Origin of the sequence: Paenibacillus sp. S25 (assembly GCF_019454085.1) — a bacterium.
Taxonomy (GTDB): Bacteria; Bacillota; Bacilli; order Paenibacillales; family Paenibacillaceae; genus Paenibacillus; species Paenibacillus polymyxa_B.
This window is the reverse complement of sequence record NZ_CP073683.1, coordinates 1889894-1910207: the sequence shown is the minus strand read 5'-3', so window position 1 is coordinate 1910207 and position 20314 is coordinate 1889894. Positions and strand designations below refer to the sequence as shown.

At 44.1% G+C, this 20314-nt stretch carries 17 protein-coding genes; 6 read left to right on the top strand and 11 right to left on the bottom strand.

What is annotated here, in order from left to right:
* Window positions 1–29 precede the first annotated feature (29 nt).
* From KAI37_RS08345 to KAI37_RS08330, 4 genes are all read right to left on the bottom strand, one after another.
* Window positions 30–1613 (bottom strand): response regulator, encoded by a 1584-nt coding sequence (locus KAI37_RS08345; protein ID WP_076292539.1) that lies wholly within the window; start codon window positions 1611–1613, stop codon window positions 30–32.
* Complete coding sequence (locus tag KAI37_RS08340) at window positions 1603–3441, bottom strand: sensor histidine kinase (protein WP_179085890.1); 1839 nt, start codon at window positions 3439–3441, stop codon at window positions 1603–1605. The genes KAI37_RS08345 and KAI37_RS08340 overlap by 11 nt, the downstream gene beginning before the upstream one ends.
* Window positions 3442–3475: 34 nt before the next feature.
* The gene (locus KAI37_RS08335; protein WP_220031052.1) at window positions 3476–5002 is read right to left on the bottom strand and encodes a response regulator transcription factor; all 1527 of its coding nucleotides are present in this window, start codon (window positions 5000–5002) and stop codon (window positions 3476–3478) included.
* A gap of 196 nt (window positions 5003–5198) precedes the next feature.
* Window positions 5199–8066, bottom strand: coding sequence for a glycosyl hydrolase 115 family protein (locus KAI37_RS08330; RefSeq protein ID WP_220031051.1), 2868 nt, complete (start codon window positions 8064–8066; stop codon window positions 5199–5201).
* 177 nt (window positions 8067–8243) lie between these two features.
* Here KAI37_RS08330 and KAI37_RS26750 point away from each other — a divergent pair, with 177 nt between their 5' ends.
* The 3 genes from KAI37_RS26750 to KAI37_RS26660 are packed head-to-tail and all read left to right on the top strand — an operon-like array spanning window position 8244 to window position 8950.
* Window positions 8244–8531 carry a cupin domain-containing protein gene (locus KAI37_RS26750; protein ID WP_481856593.1) on the top strand — a complete coding sequence of 96 codons (288 nt, stop codon included), beginning with the start codon at window positions 8244–8246 and terminating at the stop codon, window positions 8529–8531.
* A gap of 45 nt (window positions 8532–8576) precedes the next feature.
* Window positions 8577–8822, top strand: coding sequence for a hypothetical protein (locus KAI37_RS26665; RefSeq protein WP_345945620.1), 246 nt, complete (start codon window positions 8577–8579; stop codon window positions 8820–8822).
* Window positions 8777–8950, top strand: a complete 174-nt coding sequence (locus KAI37_RS26660; protein ID WP_345945627.1) for a helix-turn-helix domain-containing protein — start codon at window positions 8777–8779, stop codon at window positions 8948–8950. The genes KAI37_RS26665 and KAI37_RS26660 overlap by 46 nt, the downstream gene beginning before the upstream one ends.
* A gap of 22 nt (window positions 8951–8972) precedes the next feature.
* On the opposite strand, the gene KAI37_RS08320 is transcribed toward KAI37_RS26660, so the two are convergent.
* Window positions 8973–10712, bottom strand: a complete 1740-nt coding sequence (locus KAI37_RS08320; RefSeq protein ID WP_220031050.1) for an SGNH/GDSL hydrolase family protein — start codon at window positions 10710–10712, stop codon at window positions 8973–8975.
* 1166 nt (window positions 10713–11878) lie between these two features.
* Between KAI37_RS08320 and KAI37_RS08315 the strand changes: the two genes are divergently transcribed.
* Window positions 11879–12319: an N-acetyltransferase gene (locus KAI37_RS08315; RefSeq protein ID WP_104495883.1), complete on the top strand. Its 441-nt coding sequence runs from the start codon at window positions 11879–11881 to the stop codon at window positions 12317–12319.
* A 14-nt stretch (window positions 12320–12333) separates the two neighbouring features.
* On the opposite strand, the gene KAI37_RS08310 is transcribed toward KAI37_RS08315, so the two are convergent.
* Both KAI37_RS08310 and KAI37_RS08305 read right to left on the bottom strand, forming a co-directional pair.
* Window positions 12334–12852, bottom strand: coding sequence for a GNAT family N-acetyltransferase (locus tag KAI37_RS08310; protein ID WP_220031049.1), 519 nt, complete (start codon window positions 12850–12852; stop codon window positions 12334–12336).
* Between the two features lie 69 nt (window positions 12853–12921).
* Window positions 12922–13437, bottom strand: coding sequence for a hypothetical protein (locus KAI37_RS08305; RefSeq protein WP_220031048.1), 516 nt, complete (start codon window positions 13435–13437; stop codon window positions 12922–12924).
* Window positions 13438–13744: 307 nt separating this feature from the next.
* On the opposite strand from KAI37_RS08305, the gene KAI37_RS08300 reads away from it, so the two are divergent.
* Window positions 13745–14248 carry a hypothetical protein gene (locus KAI37_RS08300; RefSeq protein ID WP_220031047.1) on the top strand — a complete coding sequence of 168 codons (504 nt, stop codon included), beginning with the start codon at window positions 13745–13747 and terminating at the stop codon, window positions 14246–14248.
* Window positions 14249–14486: 238 nt separating this feature from the next.
* Window positions 14487–14984 (top strand): hypothetical protein, encoded by a 498-nt coding sequence (locus tag KAI37_RS08295; RefSeq protein ID WP_220031046.1) that lies wholly within the window; start codon window positions 14487–14489, stop codon window positions 14982–14984.
* Window positions 14985–15223: 239 nt separating this feature from the next.
* Here KAI37_RS08295 and nspC read toward each other — a convergent pair whose 3' ends face one another.
* The 4 genes from nspC to htpG all read right to left on the bottom strand — a co-directional run bounded on the left by nspC (window position 15224) and on the right by htpG (window position 20182).
* A complete protein-coding gene (gene nspC / locus KAI37_RS08290; protein ID WP_013309650.1) occupies window positions 15224–16363 on the bottom strand; it encodes a carboxynorspermidine decarboxylase in 1140 nt (379 codons plus the stop codon).
* Window positions 16364–16371: 8 nt separating this feature from the next.
* Window positions 16372–17571, bottom strand: a complete 1200-nt coding sequence (locus KAI37_RS08285) for a saccharopine dehydrogenase family protein (RefSeq protein WP_013309649.1) — start codon at window positions 17569–17571, stop codon at window positions 16372–16374.
* 315 nt (window positions 17572–17886) lie between these two features.
* Window positions 17887–18147 (bottom strand): bacteriocin immunity protein, encoded by a 261-nt coding sequence (locus KAI37_RS08280; RefSeq protein ID WP_071640204.1) that lies wholly within the window; start codon window positions 18145–18147, stop codon window positions 17887–17889.
* A gap of 154 nt (window positions 18148–18301) precedes the next feature.
* Window positions 18302–20182 (bottom strand): molecular chaperone HtpG, encoded by a 1881-nt coding sequence (gene htpG, locus KAI37_RS08275; protein WP_071640203.1) that lies wholly within the window; start codon window positions 20180–20182, stop codon window positions 18302–18304.
* Between the last annotated feature and the right edge of the window lie 132 nt (window positions 20183–20314).

The window sequence follows — 20314 nt, the reverse complement described above, 5'->3', positions numbered from 1 at the left end:
CCTTACAATTAACTAATTTTAGTTTAAATTTATATCTGATCGGAAACTATATTCGAATTAAAGCTTTTCACTTGAAAAGCTTTGATTTTCTTATATTCGTTTGGTGACATACCCAAGCGCTTCTCAAATTGCTTCAGAAAATGGTTATAATTGGTATAACCTACCATTTCTGATAGCTCACTATTTTTATATTGATTCATACGAAGCAGGCGACTCGCCTCTTCAATCCTCAGATCATGGAGCAATTCATTGAACCCGATACCGTTTTTGCGTATCAACAATTGTCCCAGATAGGTAGGATGCAGAAAAAATTGCTCTGCCAGTTGTTTAATGGTCAGACTTTCCCGGAAATAACTGCGGATGTAGTCATTGATATCCTGCACGATTCCCTGAGGCTCAATCATGCTCTGTTTGAGAAGAAGTTCAAAGCAAACCTGTCCACAAGAGCGTAGTATCCCAATCATATCGTCAAAGGTCAGCAATGCCTCGTCCATATTGGGAATATCGAACAGATAGTCGGAAGGCTCCCTGTCATTGGTAAAATGCACACTCATATACGCCCTGATTTCGTGAAGGATAAAGACGACAAATTTTTGGACCTCATCAGGATACACTCGCGTATCCCAAAATACTTGCTCCATCGAATCGACAATTGACCGATAGCCAGCATAGTCGATGATTTCAAATGTCTCCAATATGCGTTCCAAAAGTTCCACCTGATTGTAGCAATGTTGAAACACGCTGTCTTTAATCATGTCATAATGAATAATTCCATTATTTTCCGACTCATAAAATGCATGCAGTAGCGCCTTGGACGCTGTCTTGTAGGCGGTTCCAATTTCAGTTAATGAGCCTACCGGGGCACCAACAGCCATGAAGACACGAAAACCCGCCAAGCGACGGGCCAGTGCTTCTATAGTCTTCTCAGCACTGACTCCATCACCTGGATACGCCGAGTCGCCGAACACAATGACGAAATGTTCCATGGACAGATGCACCAAATATGCTGTCTCTAAGTCATCGAGTAATTCAAGTGCAAACTCGCCCAGTCGTGCGGACTGGTCCCGATGCGCCTGCACCAGACAAACATTCCATAAATCGGCGGATTGGGAGACAGATTCCATGAAATCGTTACCCTCCATGGACATCGATTTGCCCAGTAGTACCTCCTTAATCATCTGTAGCACCTCTTCCCGACGAGCAATCTGGCTGATGTAAATGAGCTCCTGTTCCTCCAACAATTCGCGCTGGATTGCCCGAATCTCCAGTTCAGTCTGCTCCTCATCCAAAGGCTTCAGTAAATAACGGGAGACTCTGTATTTGAGAGCCTTTCGAGCGTAATCAAATTCGCTGTACCCGGTAAGAATGATAAATTTCGTGGAGACATTCCCTCTTTGCCGCCATTGCTTTATCATTTCCAAGCCATCCATTATCGGCATATGGATATCCACCATCACCAGGTCTGGGCTCAATTCCTCCATTAGCCTCAAACCATCCATTCCGTTGCCGCAGATACCACACACCTCAAAGCCCATCTCTCCCCAATCAATACAAATCTGCATGCCCTCCAGTGCCCAAGGCTCATCGTCAATCAGCAACACTTTAAACCCCATTTCCATTCCCTCCTTCTCCATTCTGACATTTCAACAACTGCATCGGAATTTCGAAGGACACCTCGGTACCTTCTCCCACCTTGCTAATCAGGTTAAAATTAACCCTGTCATTGTAGTACAACTCCAGCCGTCGGTATACATTACGGATACCGATATTACCTCCTATAGTCTCCTTTTCGCTGCGCATGTTGTACAAAACCTCCTTTAACCGCTCCTCATCAATACCTTTGCCATTATCCGATACAACCACGCGCAGCTGCTCATCAGCTACTTCGGCGCGAATTTTAACAACTCCAAGCCCCTCAATAGCCTGTATACCATACTTGCAGGCGTTCTCCGCGAGTTGTTGAATACTCATTTTCGGTATCTTGTAGTGACGCACTTCCTCGGTGATCTCGATGGAATAATCGAATTTGTCCCGGAACCTAAATTTCTCGATATCAAGATACATTACAGTAAAATTTATCTCTTCCTCCAGCAGCACTAGATCGTCCTTCCAGTTCAGCAAGCGGCGGAGTAGCTTCGATAAGTCCTTGATAATGTCCCTGACATCTGTGTAATTGTTTTTGGTACTGACCACAAGAAGCGCATTCAGCGTATTGAACAGGAAATGGGGATTCATCTGACTCTGAAGCAGATTGAGCTCAGCTCGGACGCGCTCGGTTTCCTGGCTTTTTTGCTGAATTTCCAGCTTATACACATTATTAATCAAAGAATGGATCTGAGAGGTCATCATATTAAAATTGCGGATCAGATGCCCAATTTCGTCACGACCCTCATCCATTTTGATCAATTCGAACTTCTCGTTCCTTACCTTTTGCATATGCCGGGCCAGGCGCTTGACTCGGTGATTATACGAGCGCAGCAGGACGTAAATGAACACCGAGGTAAACAATGTAATCAGGCCGACCAGTATACTAAAATAAATCCGCATATCCATCATGGCCTTGCTAACGCGCGTCCCCTGAGGCACACCAATCAGCTTCCATCCTCGCACATAGCTGGCGTTACCAATTGGCAAGGTGTGCAGATCGTTGTCCGCCTCATTATCCATTTTGAATAAAGGAAAGCTAGAGGTATTTTCACGCCGGTATCCGCTGTCCATAGATACGATGACCTCGTTTTGGTCGTTAACCAAATAGAGATCCAGATAATTCCGCTCGCGGGCGATGACATCGTAAAAGCGGCTGAGATCGAAATCTATCCGCACCAGCTTCTGGTAAGATTTATTGACATCATAATCATCCATTTTCTCAACGACACTGAGATAAGGAGTGGCGGTTGTGGAGATTTTAGCCCCCGTGTCCAGATACGCAGATACCAGCACAGTTCCGTGGAACGACTTCCACTTCTGATACCAGGAACTAGATAAAATCGATTCATTCAAGTAATAGTAGTCACTACCCGGCACAATCGTCGGATTGTCCGTGTAAATACCAATTCGCTTGATCTGATTGTTAACCGGAATATAGGATGTAACACGATGACGGAGCTGTTCGTTGAACGTATTATAGAAATCCAGTGAATCTTTATAATCACGATCCAGAGTCTCGTACAGGAGCTTATCTGTAATCAGGGCATGACTGACCGCAACTCCGCCATCAATCATACCGTGGATATCCTTTCTCGCCCGCTCCAACGAGATTTGCAGATTCTGCTCTTCCCGCTCCTTGATCAGCCAAGACATCCGGTCCATAAATAAATAATTGATTATGACAATAGGTAGTAAAATTGCAATTACATAAATTAGCATGAATTTGTAATTAAGCGGGATATCGTTCACTATACTGCGAAATCTGAATTTTCTAATCACGGCTTCAACCACCATCTCCCATTGAACACTCTTTCGGCCTGAGCCGTCTCTATTCCCGCCGTCTGAATGCAGACGGCGCCATCCCTGTTATCCGTTTGAACTGGCTTTTAAAATAATCAGTGTTGGGATAGCCGGAATTCGCCGCCACCTCGGCTATGCTCAGCTGTCCTTGTCGCAAAAGTCGCTTTGCCTCTTCAATCCGCTTATCGTTCAAATATTCTCGGAACGACTTACCGGTCTGCTGCTTGAACAGCTGCCCCATATATATAGGATTTATATGGAATAGCTGGGCAAGCTCCTGAAGTTGTAGCTTTTCCCGGAATTTCTGGTCCACATGCTGCACTACCCGAAAGATCGTGCGGCACTCGCTACGTTCACGCTGCTCGCAAAGAGCCGCCGCTCCGCTCAGGCATAACGCCAGGGCATACCGACGAAAAGCCGGAAAAGAGGCTGTCTCCGTCAGTGTACCGAGCTCTCCCTGTATGCCCCGCATAAAGGCATCGCCGTCTCCGCCCAGTTCCTTCAGCTTCTTAGAGATACCCATTTCGAGAGCGGACAGCTGAATCCGCACATATTCGATATCCGGTAGCCCGGAGGACGGTGCAGCAAGTAGGATATCCGCCGCAGCCTCAATCTCTTCGAGATGGTCCGAGGAGAGCCGTTCGATCAAGGAATCCAGGGCTGCTTTGTTCACTTCCTTCATGCATTCGCTCCTCGGAAGCTCGTTGCAGGCGATAATACCTCCCTCATTCCAATAGCGTTTCCATTTGAGCGCCGCCAGTGCTTTTTCGTAAATAGACCGAAGTGCAGACGCCCCTCCCTGCCCACAACCCAACGCCGCAATTGCGGGGACTGGAGCCTCACCAGGCCATTCTTCACATAACCGGTGTCCAAGTGCTACAAGCTGTTCTGTAGCATGTGGGTTCCCGGAAGCAATCATCACTACTCTTCCTTCGGGGTCCGTGAACAGCTCCGGCAGTTCCAGACCGGCAAGCTCCGGGATTTGACGCTTCAACTCTTCTTCATTCATTTCAGTATCAATCAGTAGGCAGCTAATCTCCTCACCGCTTCCGATATTTAACAAAGTCGCAGCTTCATTCTCAAGCTCAATACCCACCTCGCCCTGAATCAGCCGATTGAGCAGACTATTGACGTACAGAGAACGGTCGCGGCGGCGGAGCTCCTCCTGGGCCGTCTCTTCCTGGATTTTGCGGCTCACCTGGTCTAACACCGCCTCAATCTCATCCTTGTTAATCGGCTTAAGCAGATAATCATCGACGCGTTGATCAAGCGCCGACACTGCATACTCGAAGTTATTGTACCCGCTCAATACGACAAACCGCGGCGGCTTTGCCAGCTTATGCTGTGAGCGGTCGATAAGCTCTAGCCCGCTCACAGAAGGTATTTGAATATCGGTAAACACTAGTTCGGGCTGAAGCCGCTCAATCAGAGACCAAGCGGAGCTGCCGTTCGAGGCCTCCCCACAGACCCTGAAGCCATATTTATCCCAGTTCACAATTGTGCGCAAGCCCTCAAGAACCCACGGTTCATCGTCTACCAACAGCACATTCATCATCTATCCTTCTCCCCCTTCGTTAAATGAACCTTGCCTTGTATACATGAAAGCGCACTCACTTTTACGGTTCAGATATCAAATTTGCCCCGCGGGTTGAAGTGTCCCGGCCTAGCGTTCCCGCCGTTAATGCAGAGCATTTAGCTGATCAGCTGTATGCCTGTCGACAATACCGCTTACGAAGAAATAGGTATTGATACTAATCTTCCTTACAGAAGCTCTCCTCGGGGCCAAAATAAGAGCAGAGAAGCGGCTCGCGGGACAAGACCAGCTTCTGTAGCACGAGGCCTGCATCCAGCACATACAATCGTAGGGTGTGCATGCCGGCAGTCAATGAATGCTGCGTTGTGGAAGTATGGATATTATTCATAACGGACTCTGACCAATGCCGGGATTCGCCCGCAGCAAACTCCAGAGGCAGCATATCTGTCAAAACCGGTTGAAGACCATCAAAAGCCACCGCATATTTCAGCCGTCTACCCTCTCCCAGGGGATTAGTCGGGGCTGCATAAACCGTTAAGCTATAGATCTGTTCTTCCGCGGTGCAGATACGATATTCCAGATATGGAGCGTCTTCGATCCGCTCAAAAAGAGCTGTTGTCGGGAACAGCTTCATGGAGGACAAGGAGCGTCCATATCCCTTGATTATCTCCCAGCGAAGCTCCCCAGCAGCTTCCCGGCCACAAGTGTGCTCTGCTTCAATTGCAATCACACCGTGTGCTTCAGCAAAGGTCAGATCGGGTAAATTATCGGTGTGTACAACCTCTGCGAAGACCGTTGCCTTTACCCTCTGATCGCCGCAGACAATCATAATTTCCCCCGTTGCCGATGCGTCAAGCCGTCCCCAATCGACATCCACCTCAATGGTTTCCCCGGTCAAAACGCTTCCATGCGTTGGATCAGTCTTGATCCATTCAGCGTCAGTCTCCAGATGATAAGCAAACGCCTGTTTTCCGGCATTACTGACGGTTATACGGTAGCGTTCCTTTTGCAAACTAGTGAATGGCGGGAGCGCTACCGTTCCAGTGGTAAACCCTCCGTTGGTCCCTTCTACATCAACAATCATCATCGCTTTTTCCTTAGGCTCGAAATACTTGAACTCTGGATACTGCCAGCCTTCGTCATTCCAGTTTACATAACCGATATGGGCAGAGGACATCATTCCCTCCCATTTGCCTCTGGAAATTTTTTTATTGTAGTCCTCTTGCATTTGTACATCTTTGGCAATGGCTTCCTCTACCAAAGCCGCATAATGATTGGCAAGAACGCTCTGAGGTTGGAATCCGCTGTATTTGTGATTTAAGCTCGCGTATATCTGCATTTTGGTCACATTGGCCGATGCTACGGCCGGATAATACACAAGCTGATAGTAGGCATCCTTCTGCTCATTTTGCACAAGCTCATAATACGTCTGGGCGTCCTTCTCCAACCGGATCGCTTTCTCCAGCACCCGCTGCGCTTCGTTGTAGTGAAACAAGCTGTATGTGTCAGCATAGGTCACTTCCGGCTTGCGGCTCCCATTCATTTTTGTATAGTCCGCCAAAACCCGGGCAATGCCCTCGGTGGTCTCTTCATCAGCAGCATGACCAAACTGTCGCTCCGTCCATGTCTGCAAAAATTCTCCCGTACGATTGGGATTTCCTGTTCCCCAGGTCTCGAAATCATAGGCTAGCTCCATGAAATAGGAAATGGGCAGTTCCATCGGCTTCAAGTCGCCGACATTCACAATCCAGAGGTCTCGGATTCCATAGTCATAGGCCAGAGACATCTGCTCCCATGTTTTCTCAAGCGGAACCGTATTAACCCATTCATAAGACCGGGGGCCACCATGGTAATCAAAATGATAGTACATCCCCCAGCCAGCTTTGCGTTTCCGATCTGGGGCTTCGGGAAGCTTCCGCATATTGCCGAAGTTATCATCAGACAAAATGATGGTCACATCATCCAGCACCTCCCAATGCTTCAGACCCTGAACCGTATCTGTCCCATGCCAGAATGTCTCCACTTCCTTGTAGATCGTCAATGCTTGCGGTGCATTGTCCAGGCCATACTTATGCAACAAGGCCTTCTGGGTCAAAATGATGTCCTTCAGGCGCTGAATATTCTGCTCCAGGGTGCCACCAAGAGCCGAATCCTGTTCGCCGCGCATTCCCAGCGTAATCATATTGGACAAATGCTTATTACGGATGACACCATCCTCCCAAAATTTCGTAATGGCCTCTGTATTAGCCCAATAATCCCACAAGCCGCTATCCCCATAATGTTGATTTATCTTTCTCCATTCCTCGCCAGCTCGAAACATGGGCTCATGGTGGGAGGTACCCATCACAATGCCGTATGCCTCGGCAAGCTCAGCATTAGCCAGTGGATGACTTTTCCCATCCTCGCTGAAAACAGCGCTCCACATGGCCGGCCATAGATAGTTGCCCTTCAGCCGCAGCAATAGTTCGAATATTTTCTCATACATCCCTTCGTTAAAACCCCCGCAATGATCTCTCGACCATGATCCCAGTGAGGGCCATTCGTCGTTCAGGAAAAAACCTCGGTAACGAATGGAGGGCTCTTTAGAAGTGTATTCCAATTGTTCCTTGGTAAAGACCAGTTCCTGCCGCCTCGAGGGATGTACATCTGCCCAATACACCAAGGGACTGACTCCAATCAGTTCTGAAATATGGTACAGCCCATACAGCGTCCCCCGCTTATCACTACCCACAATAACAATGGCTTTATCTAATTCCGGGCATGGACGCTCTAAAACCCGGATCATATAGGTCTCCCGGCGATTCTGCAAATCTGAAACATCAAGCCTGTATTCTGCAATCAGGGAATCAATGATATCATTATGTCCGGCGGAGCCGACGATGACCGCGATCCCGCTTAACTGCGCCCTGTCTGTAATCAGCTTGGGCAAAACGGCGGTAACCAGCTCAATGTCCTTGGCCAGTGATAAGGAGACACGCCGAATACCGTCATAGTCGTTTCCCTTCGCATCGGTGTATATGGGGGTCGCCTTGCCCTTCTGTACGAAAACGGCCGTTTCCTTTGAGTATTGCTTTGCATCGTTCATAATCACAGCACCTTCGTTTCATTTTCTAGTTCATAATCAACGGTTATGCGCTTCTGACATGCCATAAAAGATACCGCTTTCATCATATGAGGAGGAGATTATTTGAATTTGGCTTATGACGAGCATCTGATCCCCCAAGTATTCCTGTTTGTAGACCGCAAATGCTTTGCAGATTAGTTGATTAGAAAAGCAAAAATAGAGTTTCATGATCTCACCTTCGTTATTAGCGGAAAAGCCTGCTATTACATCAATGAAGAAGAGGTCATCGTTGAAGCAGGCGACTTGTTGTACATTCCAGAAGACTGCACCCGGGAAGCTCATACCTTCAAGGAGTTGCCCATGCATTGGTATCCCTTTAACTTTCATTGGGCTGCTCCGTATAATGACGTCCATCTTCCACTCGAATACGTAAGCAAGAAAATGAGTACTAAAGAGATCCTTGACTATATTCGTGAATTCAAATAAGCATGGATGAATAGGAAGCCGCTCTACACCTTCGAGACCCGTGCATTGTTTGAATTGATTCTTCACCGACTGCTCTCCGATTATCACCTGCTATCAGCGACCACAATTGATCCGAGAATCAAAAACGCAACCTACTACATTAACGAGCACTATCCGGACAATATAACAGTTGGCATCCTGGCTGAACAGGCAAACCTAAATACGGTTTACTTTGGCAAGCTGTTCAAAGAAACTACCGACTCAACCTGCAAGGAATCCTCAATCGCATCCGCATCAACATTGCTGAGATGATGTTGTCCTCAGGCGACTTCAACGTGTCGGAAACAGCCGAGCGCTGCGGCTTTCACGATATTTCTTATTTCAGTAATCTGTTTAAAACGATGAGGGGCTACTCTCCATCCTCAGTAAGAAAAAAATAAGAACTTTGAAATAGATAAATTCTTAAATATATCCGAATCCAAGTATAGTAAAGCGTTTTGTTTCATGTCCGGGAGCCATGCGGATCACCACCGTATGCTCCTTGGACACCTGCTCGTTGTACAATATTACGGCATTGCAATGTGTCCAATTGTTCTCATGGGGATCGGCTGTCTTGAAATATTTTTCATCCACCCAAATATCCGCGCATCCAAAATCGCTATTCCCCGAGTCCTTGAACACCAGGATAAGACGTTTGCTACAAATGGTTATTTTAAATTCGGAGGCACCATTTTCCGGATGATGCATCCAGTTATAAGGAAACTGGGGAGAGCTGTACGGGTGATCATCCATTTCCACCATTTGCAGGTCTGTATCAGTTTCGGTGAAACTACCCATATTGATTGTGGCAATATGCTCCGAATTACTGCGATCAAGCAGCTTTGTTTCGGCAAAATCACAACCAATGACAGGAGGCTTACTGGTATCCACATCCGTCTGATCGGGTGATGCCTCATCTGCTATGTCGAACAGCCATCCCAAACAATCAGCCATTACCCGGTGCCCGGCATTGGCCGGATGGTAGATGTCAAAGAAAAACTGTCGTTTAGAAATCACATTTCCTCCTGCCTTGGAAAGCCGGAACTGCTCCTCTACAGCATCCTTTACGCTGACCATAGGAAGATCATAATGCCAGCCCACAGGTGACAGCCGTTCCTGCAGGTTCCAGTCATTGACAAACACACTGAACAGTAAAATTACCGCAGGTTTATTGGATGCGTTCAAGGCCTTCAATGTCAGGCTTTCATAACAATTTCCCTTTGTCTCATCACCCGCATCATTCACGGCAAATTCGATTACCACAATATCCGGCTCTACTGTTCCTTCCCGAAGCACATCCCGATCATAGCGGACAATACCCAATTCCGATGGGGTACCGCCTACGCCTGCTTTTACCATATGAACCGATTCCCCACCCTTTTTACTAAATTTTTTCTTAAAAAGAGCGTAGGACTGGTATGCATAGCAATTTTCATGAATTGGAACGGCCCCTGCCCCCTGTGTAATGGAGCCTCCAATATAGGCCACAGTCACCTCTTCTCCTCTTTTGGCCTTTTCAATTGCAGCCTTGAGCCTTTTGTTATTGCCTTTATTCAAAAGTGATTTAGCAATCATCTCGCGATAGGCTTGCGAATCGAAATCCACCAGTTCCTCCATGGAAACTTCGGGAACATGGAACCCGTCGTGCAGGTAGAACGTAATGTTGACTGTAGCCAGTTCTCCCACCCGGTCGAAGAGAAAGACGAAGCTTCCTGGAACATCATCATCCAAAGACCAGTCGTATTCCTCCATAACCAGCATAGTTTCAGAGCCATCTGCCGGACAAATAAGCTCAAGGCGGGTGCCGGATTCGTACTTGCTGGTTTTACCCCAGTTATGGTACACAAACCTAACGTCAGCTACTTCCGGATTATGCGCCTTCACGGTAATCCCGATACTATGGACCAATCGGCGCAAGCCTTCGCAATTGGTTAGTAGCCCCAGTATGTCCTCATCTCCAACTCCTCCCGTATACTTGGCCTTATCAGCCAGCCTCCCCTCCAAATAAATCTCCTGGGCAAAGCTTCCGTCTGGCCGAGGGGTTCCTTCGATCATGGTTTCATACATAACGGAAAATCCACTTCGTCTTGTCACCGGGTCTTTAGGCGCCTTGGGGCCTTCCATCTCATCCTGCTGCGTAAGTCCTAAAAAACTGTCATTCATGGAAATGTCTCCTTTTACTTTTTATTAGTGGATAAGGACAATGCTGCTAGTGAGGAGCGTGTTTGAACACACCAATACTCCCTGGAGTACAATCAACTAAACCAGAACCAACCAAAGTCGAAATTAGAGCCCGGCAAAAATATGAACGTAACCTTCTACATTCCCTTTACCGGCTCCAGCATGAATGTCCACTCCTCGTAGCCTTTGTCATATGTAGTCTACAAGTTGTCTCCTTCCCCCTTCTGCTCCTTGTCCGCCACCAGTTGCTTCTTATCCGGCAATACCAGCCGGAGGAGTCTTTGAAACCAGCGGTAATTTTGTAATCGTTTTCACTATAAACTATGGCATTCTCCGACCATTCTGCTGTTTCCAAATCGCTTATTTGCAAATTCCCATTATCATTAAATATTACCTTTGAATTTCTAAACAATTACCTCCCCTCTTTCGGATTATGTTTACCTACAATCTTTCAGATTCTACCTTGTTCATCCATAGTATGGCATATTTCTCCTTTTTCGTCTTTGTAAAAATTAAAGATTTATAGAAAAAAAGGGGGCTTAAGGGACTTGGAAAATAAATACTTGGAAAAACCCAACTATTAAAAAGGCTTTATTTCTAATCAAGTATATGACTTAGCCTTATAAAAGATTAATTATTATAGTCGGGCACAGTTTGGGAATAGCCATTATTCCATGACCGCCAACATCTATGTTCATCTTGAATACAGCTCAAAAATTTCTTCGGCTCAAGTAATAGGGCAATACATTGTAAATTCCTTATGCAAAAAAAGCTCCTAAATCGCCACAAGGACAAATTTAGGAGCTAGTTGATTAGGAATATATCTCCCATGGAACATAAAATCAAGCCAATTTTATATTATAATATCTATGAATCATTTGTATAAATACAAGAAATTCACTGGATATCACAAACCATATATGGTAAAATGGGTCCATCAGGAAAGGAGGTGCGTCAACATCAATAATCACATGTTGAGCGTATCCCTTACCCGGTCCGTTATTCTCTAATTTACAGAGTTGACGGAGGCGCGGGATACGGATCAAAGCTTTAATTAAGCGCCACGGGTAGAGACCGTCCTCGGACGGTCTTTTTTATTTCAACAACATCCATAAGATTACATACTGCACTGTGAAGGAGGAGACACAATGTCGATTAGACCCGCAAATGTGGAAGAGCTCAACGAGTTGGCAGCCATCTGGCTGGATGCTTCCATAGAAGCCCATCATTTTATTGCTCCGCAGTATTGGGCATCACAAGTTACCGAGATGGAAAACAGGTACCTTCCTCTCGCTCAAAACTACGTTATCATACAAGATGATCATAGCATTGGCGGCTTCGTTTCCATGTTGGATGGATACTTGGCGGCTCTGTTTATACGTGTTGATTCTCAAAGAAAAGGCTATGGCAAGTTACTACTAGATTGGATCAAAAAGCAACATAATGAGATTCACTTAAAGGTATACCAGTCGAACACGAAAGCATTCAACTTCTACACTAAAAATGGATTTACCATTCAAGCGGAATCTGTTGATACCGAAACTAACGAGAAAGAATTTGTAATGGCATGGACAAAACATGAACGATAATGAAGCACCTTTAGCTATATAGTCTTCTTATTTAACCCATAGACCTCGGTATATAAAATCTCTTTAAACGGAGCAAAATCCTGTTCAGCCAGCTCACCTGGATAGCTCATAATTTGAAGCCGCAGATCAGCCTGTCCTTCTCTTAAAGGGGGCTGTACATAGTCAAAATGGTTCAGATGAAACCCTAAACGTTCATAAAAACCAATTCTTCTCCGAGTCCATTCATCCACTGGTGGCTCAACCTCCAGTACTACCGGTTTACCGGACTGTGAAATAAACGTGCTCATAAGCTCCTTACCTAACCCGCCACCTCGTATAGCCGAATCTACGGCAATGTGCTCTACAAACCGAAAATCTGTAAACTCCCATCCCGCCAAAAAAGCAATTATTTTCCCTTGTTCGTCCTTTTTGGTAAGTAAACGATAACATGGATGATGAAGCAGAGCCCTCTGTAACTCGGATGTTCTGCATTCCGTTTCAGGAAAAGAAGCCTCCATAATCGCATACACTTGAGAGAATTCAAGTTCATTCATTATACTTTCAACTCCTCTAACGTTAACTTGTTGGTCTACTAATGTCATTTACATTAGGGCCCTAACCCTTTAGACCTTGTTTAATTCCATAAGCGTCAGCAATATGTGTTCCAACAGCTCTGGAATGTCTTCCATCTGATCTTCGTTAATTTGTCTGGAAAATCGGAGTTCAATCCTGTTTTGGTATGTAGACATCTTTTCTCCGTAAATCTGACTAAGCGTTTGTACCGGTCGAAGATCGGGCTTCCAAATTTCGGTCAGTATATTTTCAATCCGGCTGCATTGTGACTCAATCTCACGAATTTCCATGTAAAAACTCAGCAACAAGACACATCCCGGAACTTGATCTTTGATTTCCAAAATTTCCGCAGCCAAGTTGTTTAAATCCGCCTTTAGTTGAATCTCTGCTGTCACACCCGGGTGTTCTCTCAGTCTGAATTGGACAGCAAATTCACGTGACATCACAGACATTTCCAATCTGTCAATCCGCTGTGTAATGTCAATACGTGAATCCAAATTATCCAGATCGTATACTGTATTTTCTATGGCCACTTTTAAATTATCAAAAACCGTCGGGTCGAACATATCTATATTTTTCACCTCCAATTATGGAGTATAACATAACACCTGTTACTCCCAAAATAAAATGCCCCTTTTCACTAAAGCATATTAAGATGGGATTTTATAGTATACAGTAAGTTGGTCGATTCCTATGTCGAAGTTTAGTGAATATATTTGTAAAAACACATAATTGTAACAAAAAATATATTTTTTTGATTATTATCCTATATTATATTCCAATATACTGGAATATAATATATAATATTGGATGGGATTGGTTATACATATTCATATAAATCCCAAAATAAAAAGAAGGGAAGAATTCATAAATATGAAAAAAGCGATTTTTTCCACACTAGGTCTTGCACTTCTATTAAGCACATCCACCGCTGTTGCATCTGCTCAAGAAACAGCACCCACATTACAAAAAGAGCCTATCCAGCTTTTATCTTCATGGTATACCGACGTAGAGCCTAATAACTGGTTTGATCAAGCCACTGGAATAACAGTAGGAGATGGCATCGATATTTATGGGACCTTTGGAAAATTCATTTCTGAAGGCAATATAGGTTATGACTTTGCAGATTATTATAAGTTTACAGCTCCTCGGTCTGGATTTTATGAATTTAACATTCAAGGGAATATATATCCCAAATCATGGATGATGCTTAGTGTGGCTGACAGCAACGGAAGGATCAAAAGAAGTGCAGCAGATCGTCAATACCGTTTAGGTATAAATCTTGAAGCCGGACAAAATTACTATTTATTAGTCGAGGCAACCAATGCTGAGATTGGTCAACTGTTCGACTATAGAGTTACTTCCACGATTAAATAAATCAAACAGCCAATTTGGAGCCTAACAAAAAACGTGATCCTCTTTACAAGGACCAAGTTTTTATATCTTTGAGCACCTATTGTCTTATGACAAACGCAGCTATATCCTCATAGGAGAACACTGTTCCTTTTCTTGTATATCATTTAGCTAGTGAACAATATACAATGATAATTTTAGAATAAATAACTAATATATCATTTAAATAAATATAAATCCTAAAAAGTGAGGTAGTTTATTCATGAAAAAAACGTTGTTAGCTTCATTAGGCCTTACACTTATGCTGAGTGCTACTGCCAGTGTCGCTTTAGCCGAAGAAGCAAATCCTGTACCAGTAGCAAAGGAATCAACTCTAACCTCTGTACTTGAATATAATGAACAGGAGCCAAATGATAGTTTTGAACAAGCTAACTATTTTTTTATAGGTGATGCTGTCATCGGAACCCTTGGTAAAGAGGTTCAAGGAGGCTGGGAAGCCTACGATGTATTTAAAATTAAGGTTTTTAGATCGAACGAAGTTCAGTTTATAATTGAAGGCAACAAATATCCTGATTCTTGGATGGAACTAACTCTTTACGATAGTAATGGTAAACGAATTAAACGTTCAAAAAACTCCCAATATTCTTTGAATGCTGATCTTGAAAAAGGTAAGGAATACTACCTAGCTGTCGATGTACCAGGACTTCAACCTGGAGGAAAGGTATTCGACTATAAAATCTCTACTGAAGTTATAAGGTAGCCTAAATAAATTTATGTAACTTTCCAAATAGTTAAATTATTATTTACTGCCTGCTGTTTGTGTTGGATACATACAAAAGGCGCGTACAAAAATCAAAAAACTCTAACTACACCAAGAGCCTAGCCCCTTTTTTAAGGGGCTAGGCTCTTTTTTAAGGGGCTAGGCTCTTTTTTAAGGGGCTAGGCTCTTTTTTAAGATCATGCAATTAATACACTCTGTTATTTCACATTCCCCTTGTCTTAAGACAAACGTGAGCTAAAGTCCTCGTAGGAGAACTGACGGATTACCTTGATGCCTTCTTCGTCGTTGTAGCTGGCGATGGCTGGCAGGTTGACTCCGTTGAACATGTGGTTTTTGACCATCGTGTAATGGGCCATGTCGCAGAATACAAGCTTGTCTCCTGGCTTCAATGGCTCTTTAAAGGAATAGTCTCCAATCACATCTCCAGCCAAGCACGTAAGTCCACCAAGTCTGTAGGTGTAAGCATACTCACCAGGCTTGCCTGCATCAATGATATTCGGGCGATATGGCATAGCCAGCACATCAGGCATATGACATTCAGCCGAAGTATCCAGAATGGCAATATCCATTCCGTTTTTCATCGTATCCAATACGGTAGCCACCAGATATCCAGTATTCAAAGCAATAGCTTCGCCTGGCTCCAGATAAACCTGCACACCATATTTATCCTGAAAATATTGAATACAGCGTACCAGCGTGTCCAGATCATAGTCTTCTCTGGTAATATGGTGACCGCCGCCGAAATTGAGCCATTTCATGTTCTTAATGTATGGCCCGAATTTCTCATCCACAACTTTAATGGTGCGCTCCAGCGTATCTGAATTCTGTTCACACATCGTATGAAAATGAATACCGTCCACGCCATCCAGATCCTCAGGTCTAAAGTTAGCCAGGGTCACACCCATTCTGGAGTTGTTGTAGCAAGGATCATACAACGGCGTTTCGATTTCCGAATATTCCGGATTAACCCTAATGCCGATGTCAATTTTTTTGGAAGTTACGCCTTGCACTCTGCTTTTGTAGCGTTTCAGTTGATCAAAGGAGTTGAAAACAATATGGTCAACATACTCCAATAGCTCGTCAAATTCACTGTCAACATAAGCAGGTGCGTATACGTGAACCTCCTTGTCCATTTTTTCGCGACCAAGTCGTGCCTCGAACAACGAACTGGAGGTTACGCCTTTTAAGTATTTGCCAACCAGAGGAAAGGTCGAAAACATCGAAAATCCCTTAAGAGCGAGCAAAATACTGCAGCCTGTCCGCTCTTGGACGGAATTTAAAACCTCAAGGTTTTTGACAAGTAGTCTTTCGTCAACAAGATAACAAGGTGATGGAAGTCCTGTAATATCAATATTCATCGCAGGCCTCAATCAAGCAACGTTGGCGTAAAGTTCTCTTGCCATGGCAATCCGTGTTTATTTAGTGCTTCCATAAATGGATCTGGATCAAATTCCTCAACGTTGTAAACGCCTGGTTTTTTCCAGATACCTTTGATGATAAGCATTGCGCCGATCATGGCAGGAACACCAGTTGTGTAAGAAATGGCTTGGGAGCCAACCTCTGCATAACATTCCTCATGATCACAAACATTGTAAACATAATATGTTTTTGGCTTTCCATCTTTTACGCCTTGGATGATGCAACCAATGTTCGTTTTGCCTTTTGTTCTTGGTCCCAGAGAAGCCGGGTCTGGCAAAATAGCTTTCAGGAATTGCAGTGGAATGATTTGTTGTCCTTCGTAATCAATAGGCTCGATCGAAGTCATGCCTACGTTTTGAAGTACATTCAAATGATTCAGATAATTGTCCGAGAACGTCATCCAGAAGCGGATTTTTTTCACGCCTTTAATATTCACTGCAAGAGATTCCAGTTCTTCATGGTACAAAAGATATATATTTTTCGGTCCAATTTCAGGAAGGTCGTATACCTTTTTCTCAGAAAGTGGCTCAGTTTCAATCCATTCTCCGTTTTCAAAGTAACGGCCCTTCGCCGTAATTTCACGAATATTAATTTCCGGATTAAAATTAGTTGCAAAAGGATATCCGTGGTCCCCTGCATTCGCATCCACAATATCAATCGTATGAATTTCATCAAAGTAGTGCTTTTGAGCATAAGCCGTAAATACTCCAGTTACGCCTGGATCAAAACCACTGCCCAGCAGAGCTGTAATTCCTGCTTTTTCGAATCTTTCTTTGTAGGCCCATTGCCAGCTGTATTCAAACTTCGGCGTATCCGGCGGTTCATAGTTCGCCGTATCAACGTAATGAACACCTGTCTCAAGGCAAGCATCCATTATCGTCAAATCCTGATAAGGGAGAGCCACATTGATAACTACATCCGGTTGAAAGCTTCGAATCAAGTCAATGACCATGTCGGTGTTGTCAGCATCAAGCTGAGCCGTTTGTATCTTCGTACGACCTCCACCCAGCTTCTCTTTAAGCGCATCGCATTTCTCAACAGTTCTGCTTGCGATACAAATTTCTTCAAATACATCTGGGTTTTGGCAACATTTATGCACCACAACGCTGGCCACGCCACCGGCGCCAATAATCAATGCTTTTCCCAAAATAAATAACCTCCTTATTCCATACGCTAATCGCTAATCATTCTTGCAAACAAAATGATTATAAAGACATCCCACCAAATAATCAAGAAAAACGACAATTTGCTGTATCAAAATTCACAGGAGCATGTCACAAAAACTTTACAAATCCCAAAATTAGGAATAAAAACTCCGTAAAGTGAGCAGAAAACAAACATTACCCCATACACACCAGGGAAGTCAGCACACGTTTAACGGAAGTTTTTTTGAATATAATGCTCATAGCCCTAAAGAGTTAATATTATCTTATTTCTAAACAAAAGACCACCCCTCCGCATCCTATGAAGAAGATTCATGTGGGGGTAAAATTATGGGCTGATAGCGTAATGCCTCATCTACGATCTCTGCCGCACTCAAATCACGATCATCCCAGTAGATCAAATTACTGATCCCCGGATGGGGCGTATTTTGCATCACTATGGTCAGCATGCTTTCGATTTCCGCTTCTGTTCCCTCACCTCTAATGATTTTTTCCACCAACTGTATAAGCTCACTTCGGTTTAAATTTTGGAGTTCCTCGCTGGCTCGATCTAGACTCATGTAATCGCCCTCCTTTGTATTGAGTATGATCGGCATTGTGTGGGCCCATCCCTTTTTCTGTAAGCGCTATATGACCTATTATGGAGCTTTAAGGAGCGTTTATGATAAATAAAGCCGCCCCCAGTGCGGGAACGGCTCTATACAGTAAAGCTTGTTAAACCATGATTTTGCAAATATCATTCGTGAATTCAACCGGATCTTGCAGCGGCAAGCCTTCGATCAGCAAAGCCTGATTATACAGTAATGCCGTATAGAGGTTTACTTTCTCCTTATCCTCGGCAAAAGCTTCTTTCAAAGAGTTGAACACCGCATGGTTTACGTTGATTTCCAGCACTTTATTCGCTTTGACATCAGCGTTATTAGGCATGGCGTTTAAGATTTTCTCCATCTCAATCGTCACTTCACCGTCTGCGGACAGACATACCGGATGTGTCTTCAAGCGCTTGGAGGCTTTAACACTGGATACCTTGCCTTCCAACAAGCCCTTCATGTACTCGAACAGCTCTTTGTTGTCGTTTTGTTCTGCTTCTGTTTCTTTCTCGTTTTCGTCAGGCTCAATTCCCAGATCGCCGCTAGACACAGATTTGAATTCTTTCTCTTTGTAGCTTAAGAGCATTTTAATAGCGAACTCATCAATATCATCGGTGAAGTACAGAATTTCGTAGCCTTTATCGGCCACCATTTCGGTTTGCGGCAGTTTTTCAATACGCTCGTTGGACTCGCCGGAAGCATAATAAATATACTTCTGATCCTCTGGCATACGTGATACGTATTCGTCCAAAGTAACCTGCTTTTTCTCTGTAGAAGAGTAGAACATGAGCAGATCCTGGAGAGTTTCTTTATGTCTGCCGTAATCGTTATAGACACCAAATTTCAATTGTCTGCCAAATGATTTGTAGAATTGATCATATTTCTCCCGGTCATTTTTGAGCAAGGTCAGCAATTGGCCTTTGATTTTGCTTTCGATATTTTTGGCAATCAGCTTCAACTGACGGTCATGCTGCAACATTTCTCTGGAAATGTTGAGTGATAGGCTTTCGGAGTCAACCATACCTTTGACAAAGCTAAAATAATCCGGCAGCAGGTCAGGAGATTTTTCCATAATCAGCACACCGTTGGCATATAACTCCAGCCCTTTTTCATATTCCTTGGAGTAGAAATCAAACGGGATATTTTCAGGAATAAACAGAATAGCTTGGTACACTACCGCGCCATCCGCGCTGACATGGATATGCTGGAGCGGCTTGTCGTAGCCATAGCGTTTTTCCGCATAGAAATTTTGATAATCCTCGTCGGTCAACTCGCTTTTGTTTTTTCTCCAGATAGGAACCATGCTGTTGATAAGCTGTTCTTCTTCGTAATCCTCGAACTCGTTGTCGCTTCCCTCTTTCAGACGCTTGCCTGTAATATCCATTTTAATCGGATAGCGGATAAAGTCGGAGTATTTTTTAATCAGTGCTTTTAAACGATACTCGTCCAAATATTCGTCGTAGGACTCATCTTCGGTGTTTGCTTTGATTTTCAGAACTATCTCGGTTCCAACCTCGTCCTTCTCAGCTGCTTCAATGGTATACCCGTCTGCACCTGTGGATTCCCATTTATAAGCAGTATCACTTCCCAAAGCCTTGGTAGTCACTGTAACCACATCAGCTACCATAAAAGCTGAATAGAAGCCGACGCCGAATTGACCAATGATGTCATGACCATCCTTGGATTCATTTTCATTTTTGAATGCCAGTGAGCCGCTTTTAGCAATAACACCCAGGTTATTTTCTAGTTCTTCCTTGGTCATACCAATCCCGGTATCACGCAGGGTTAGCGTTCTGTTATCCTTATCGGCAGTTACTTTGATATAATAATTTTCTTTGTCAAAGACCAGTTGATCATCCGTCAATGCTTTGTAATAAATTTTGTCAATCGCATCACTTGCATTGGAGATCAGCTCTCTTAGGAAAATTTCTTTTTGCGTGTAAATCGAGTTAATCATCATTTCTAGCAGACGCTTGGACTCAGCCTGAAACTGTTTTTTCTCCATTCGGATATCTCCTTTCAGATATGAACCTATGTAAGGCCAGCAGATATGAGCTATGCAAACGATTCAACTTTGTTAGCACTCCCATCATTCGAGTGCTAGCCTACCTTTTTTATAACATTCCTCATTTTTTAT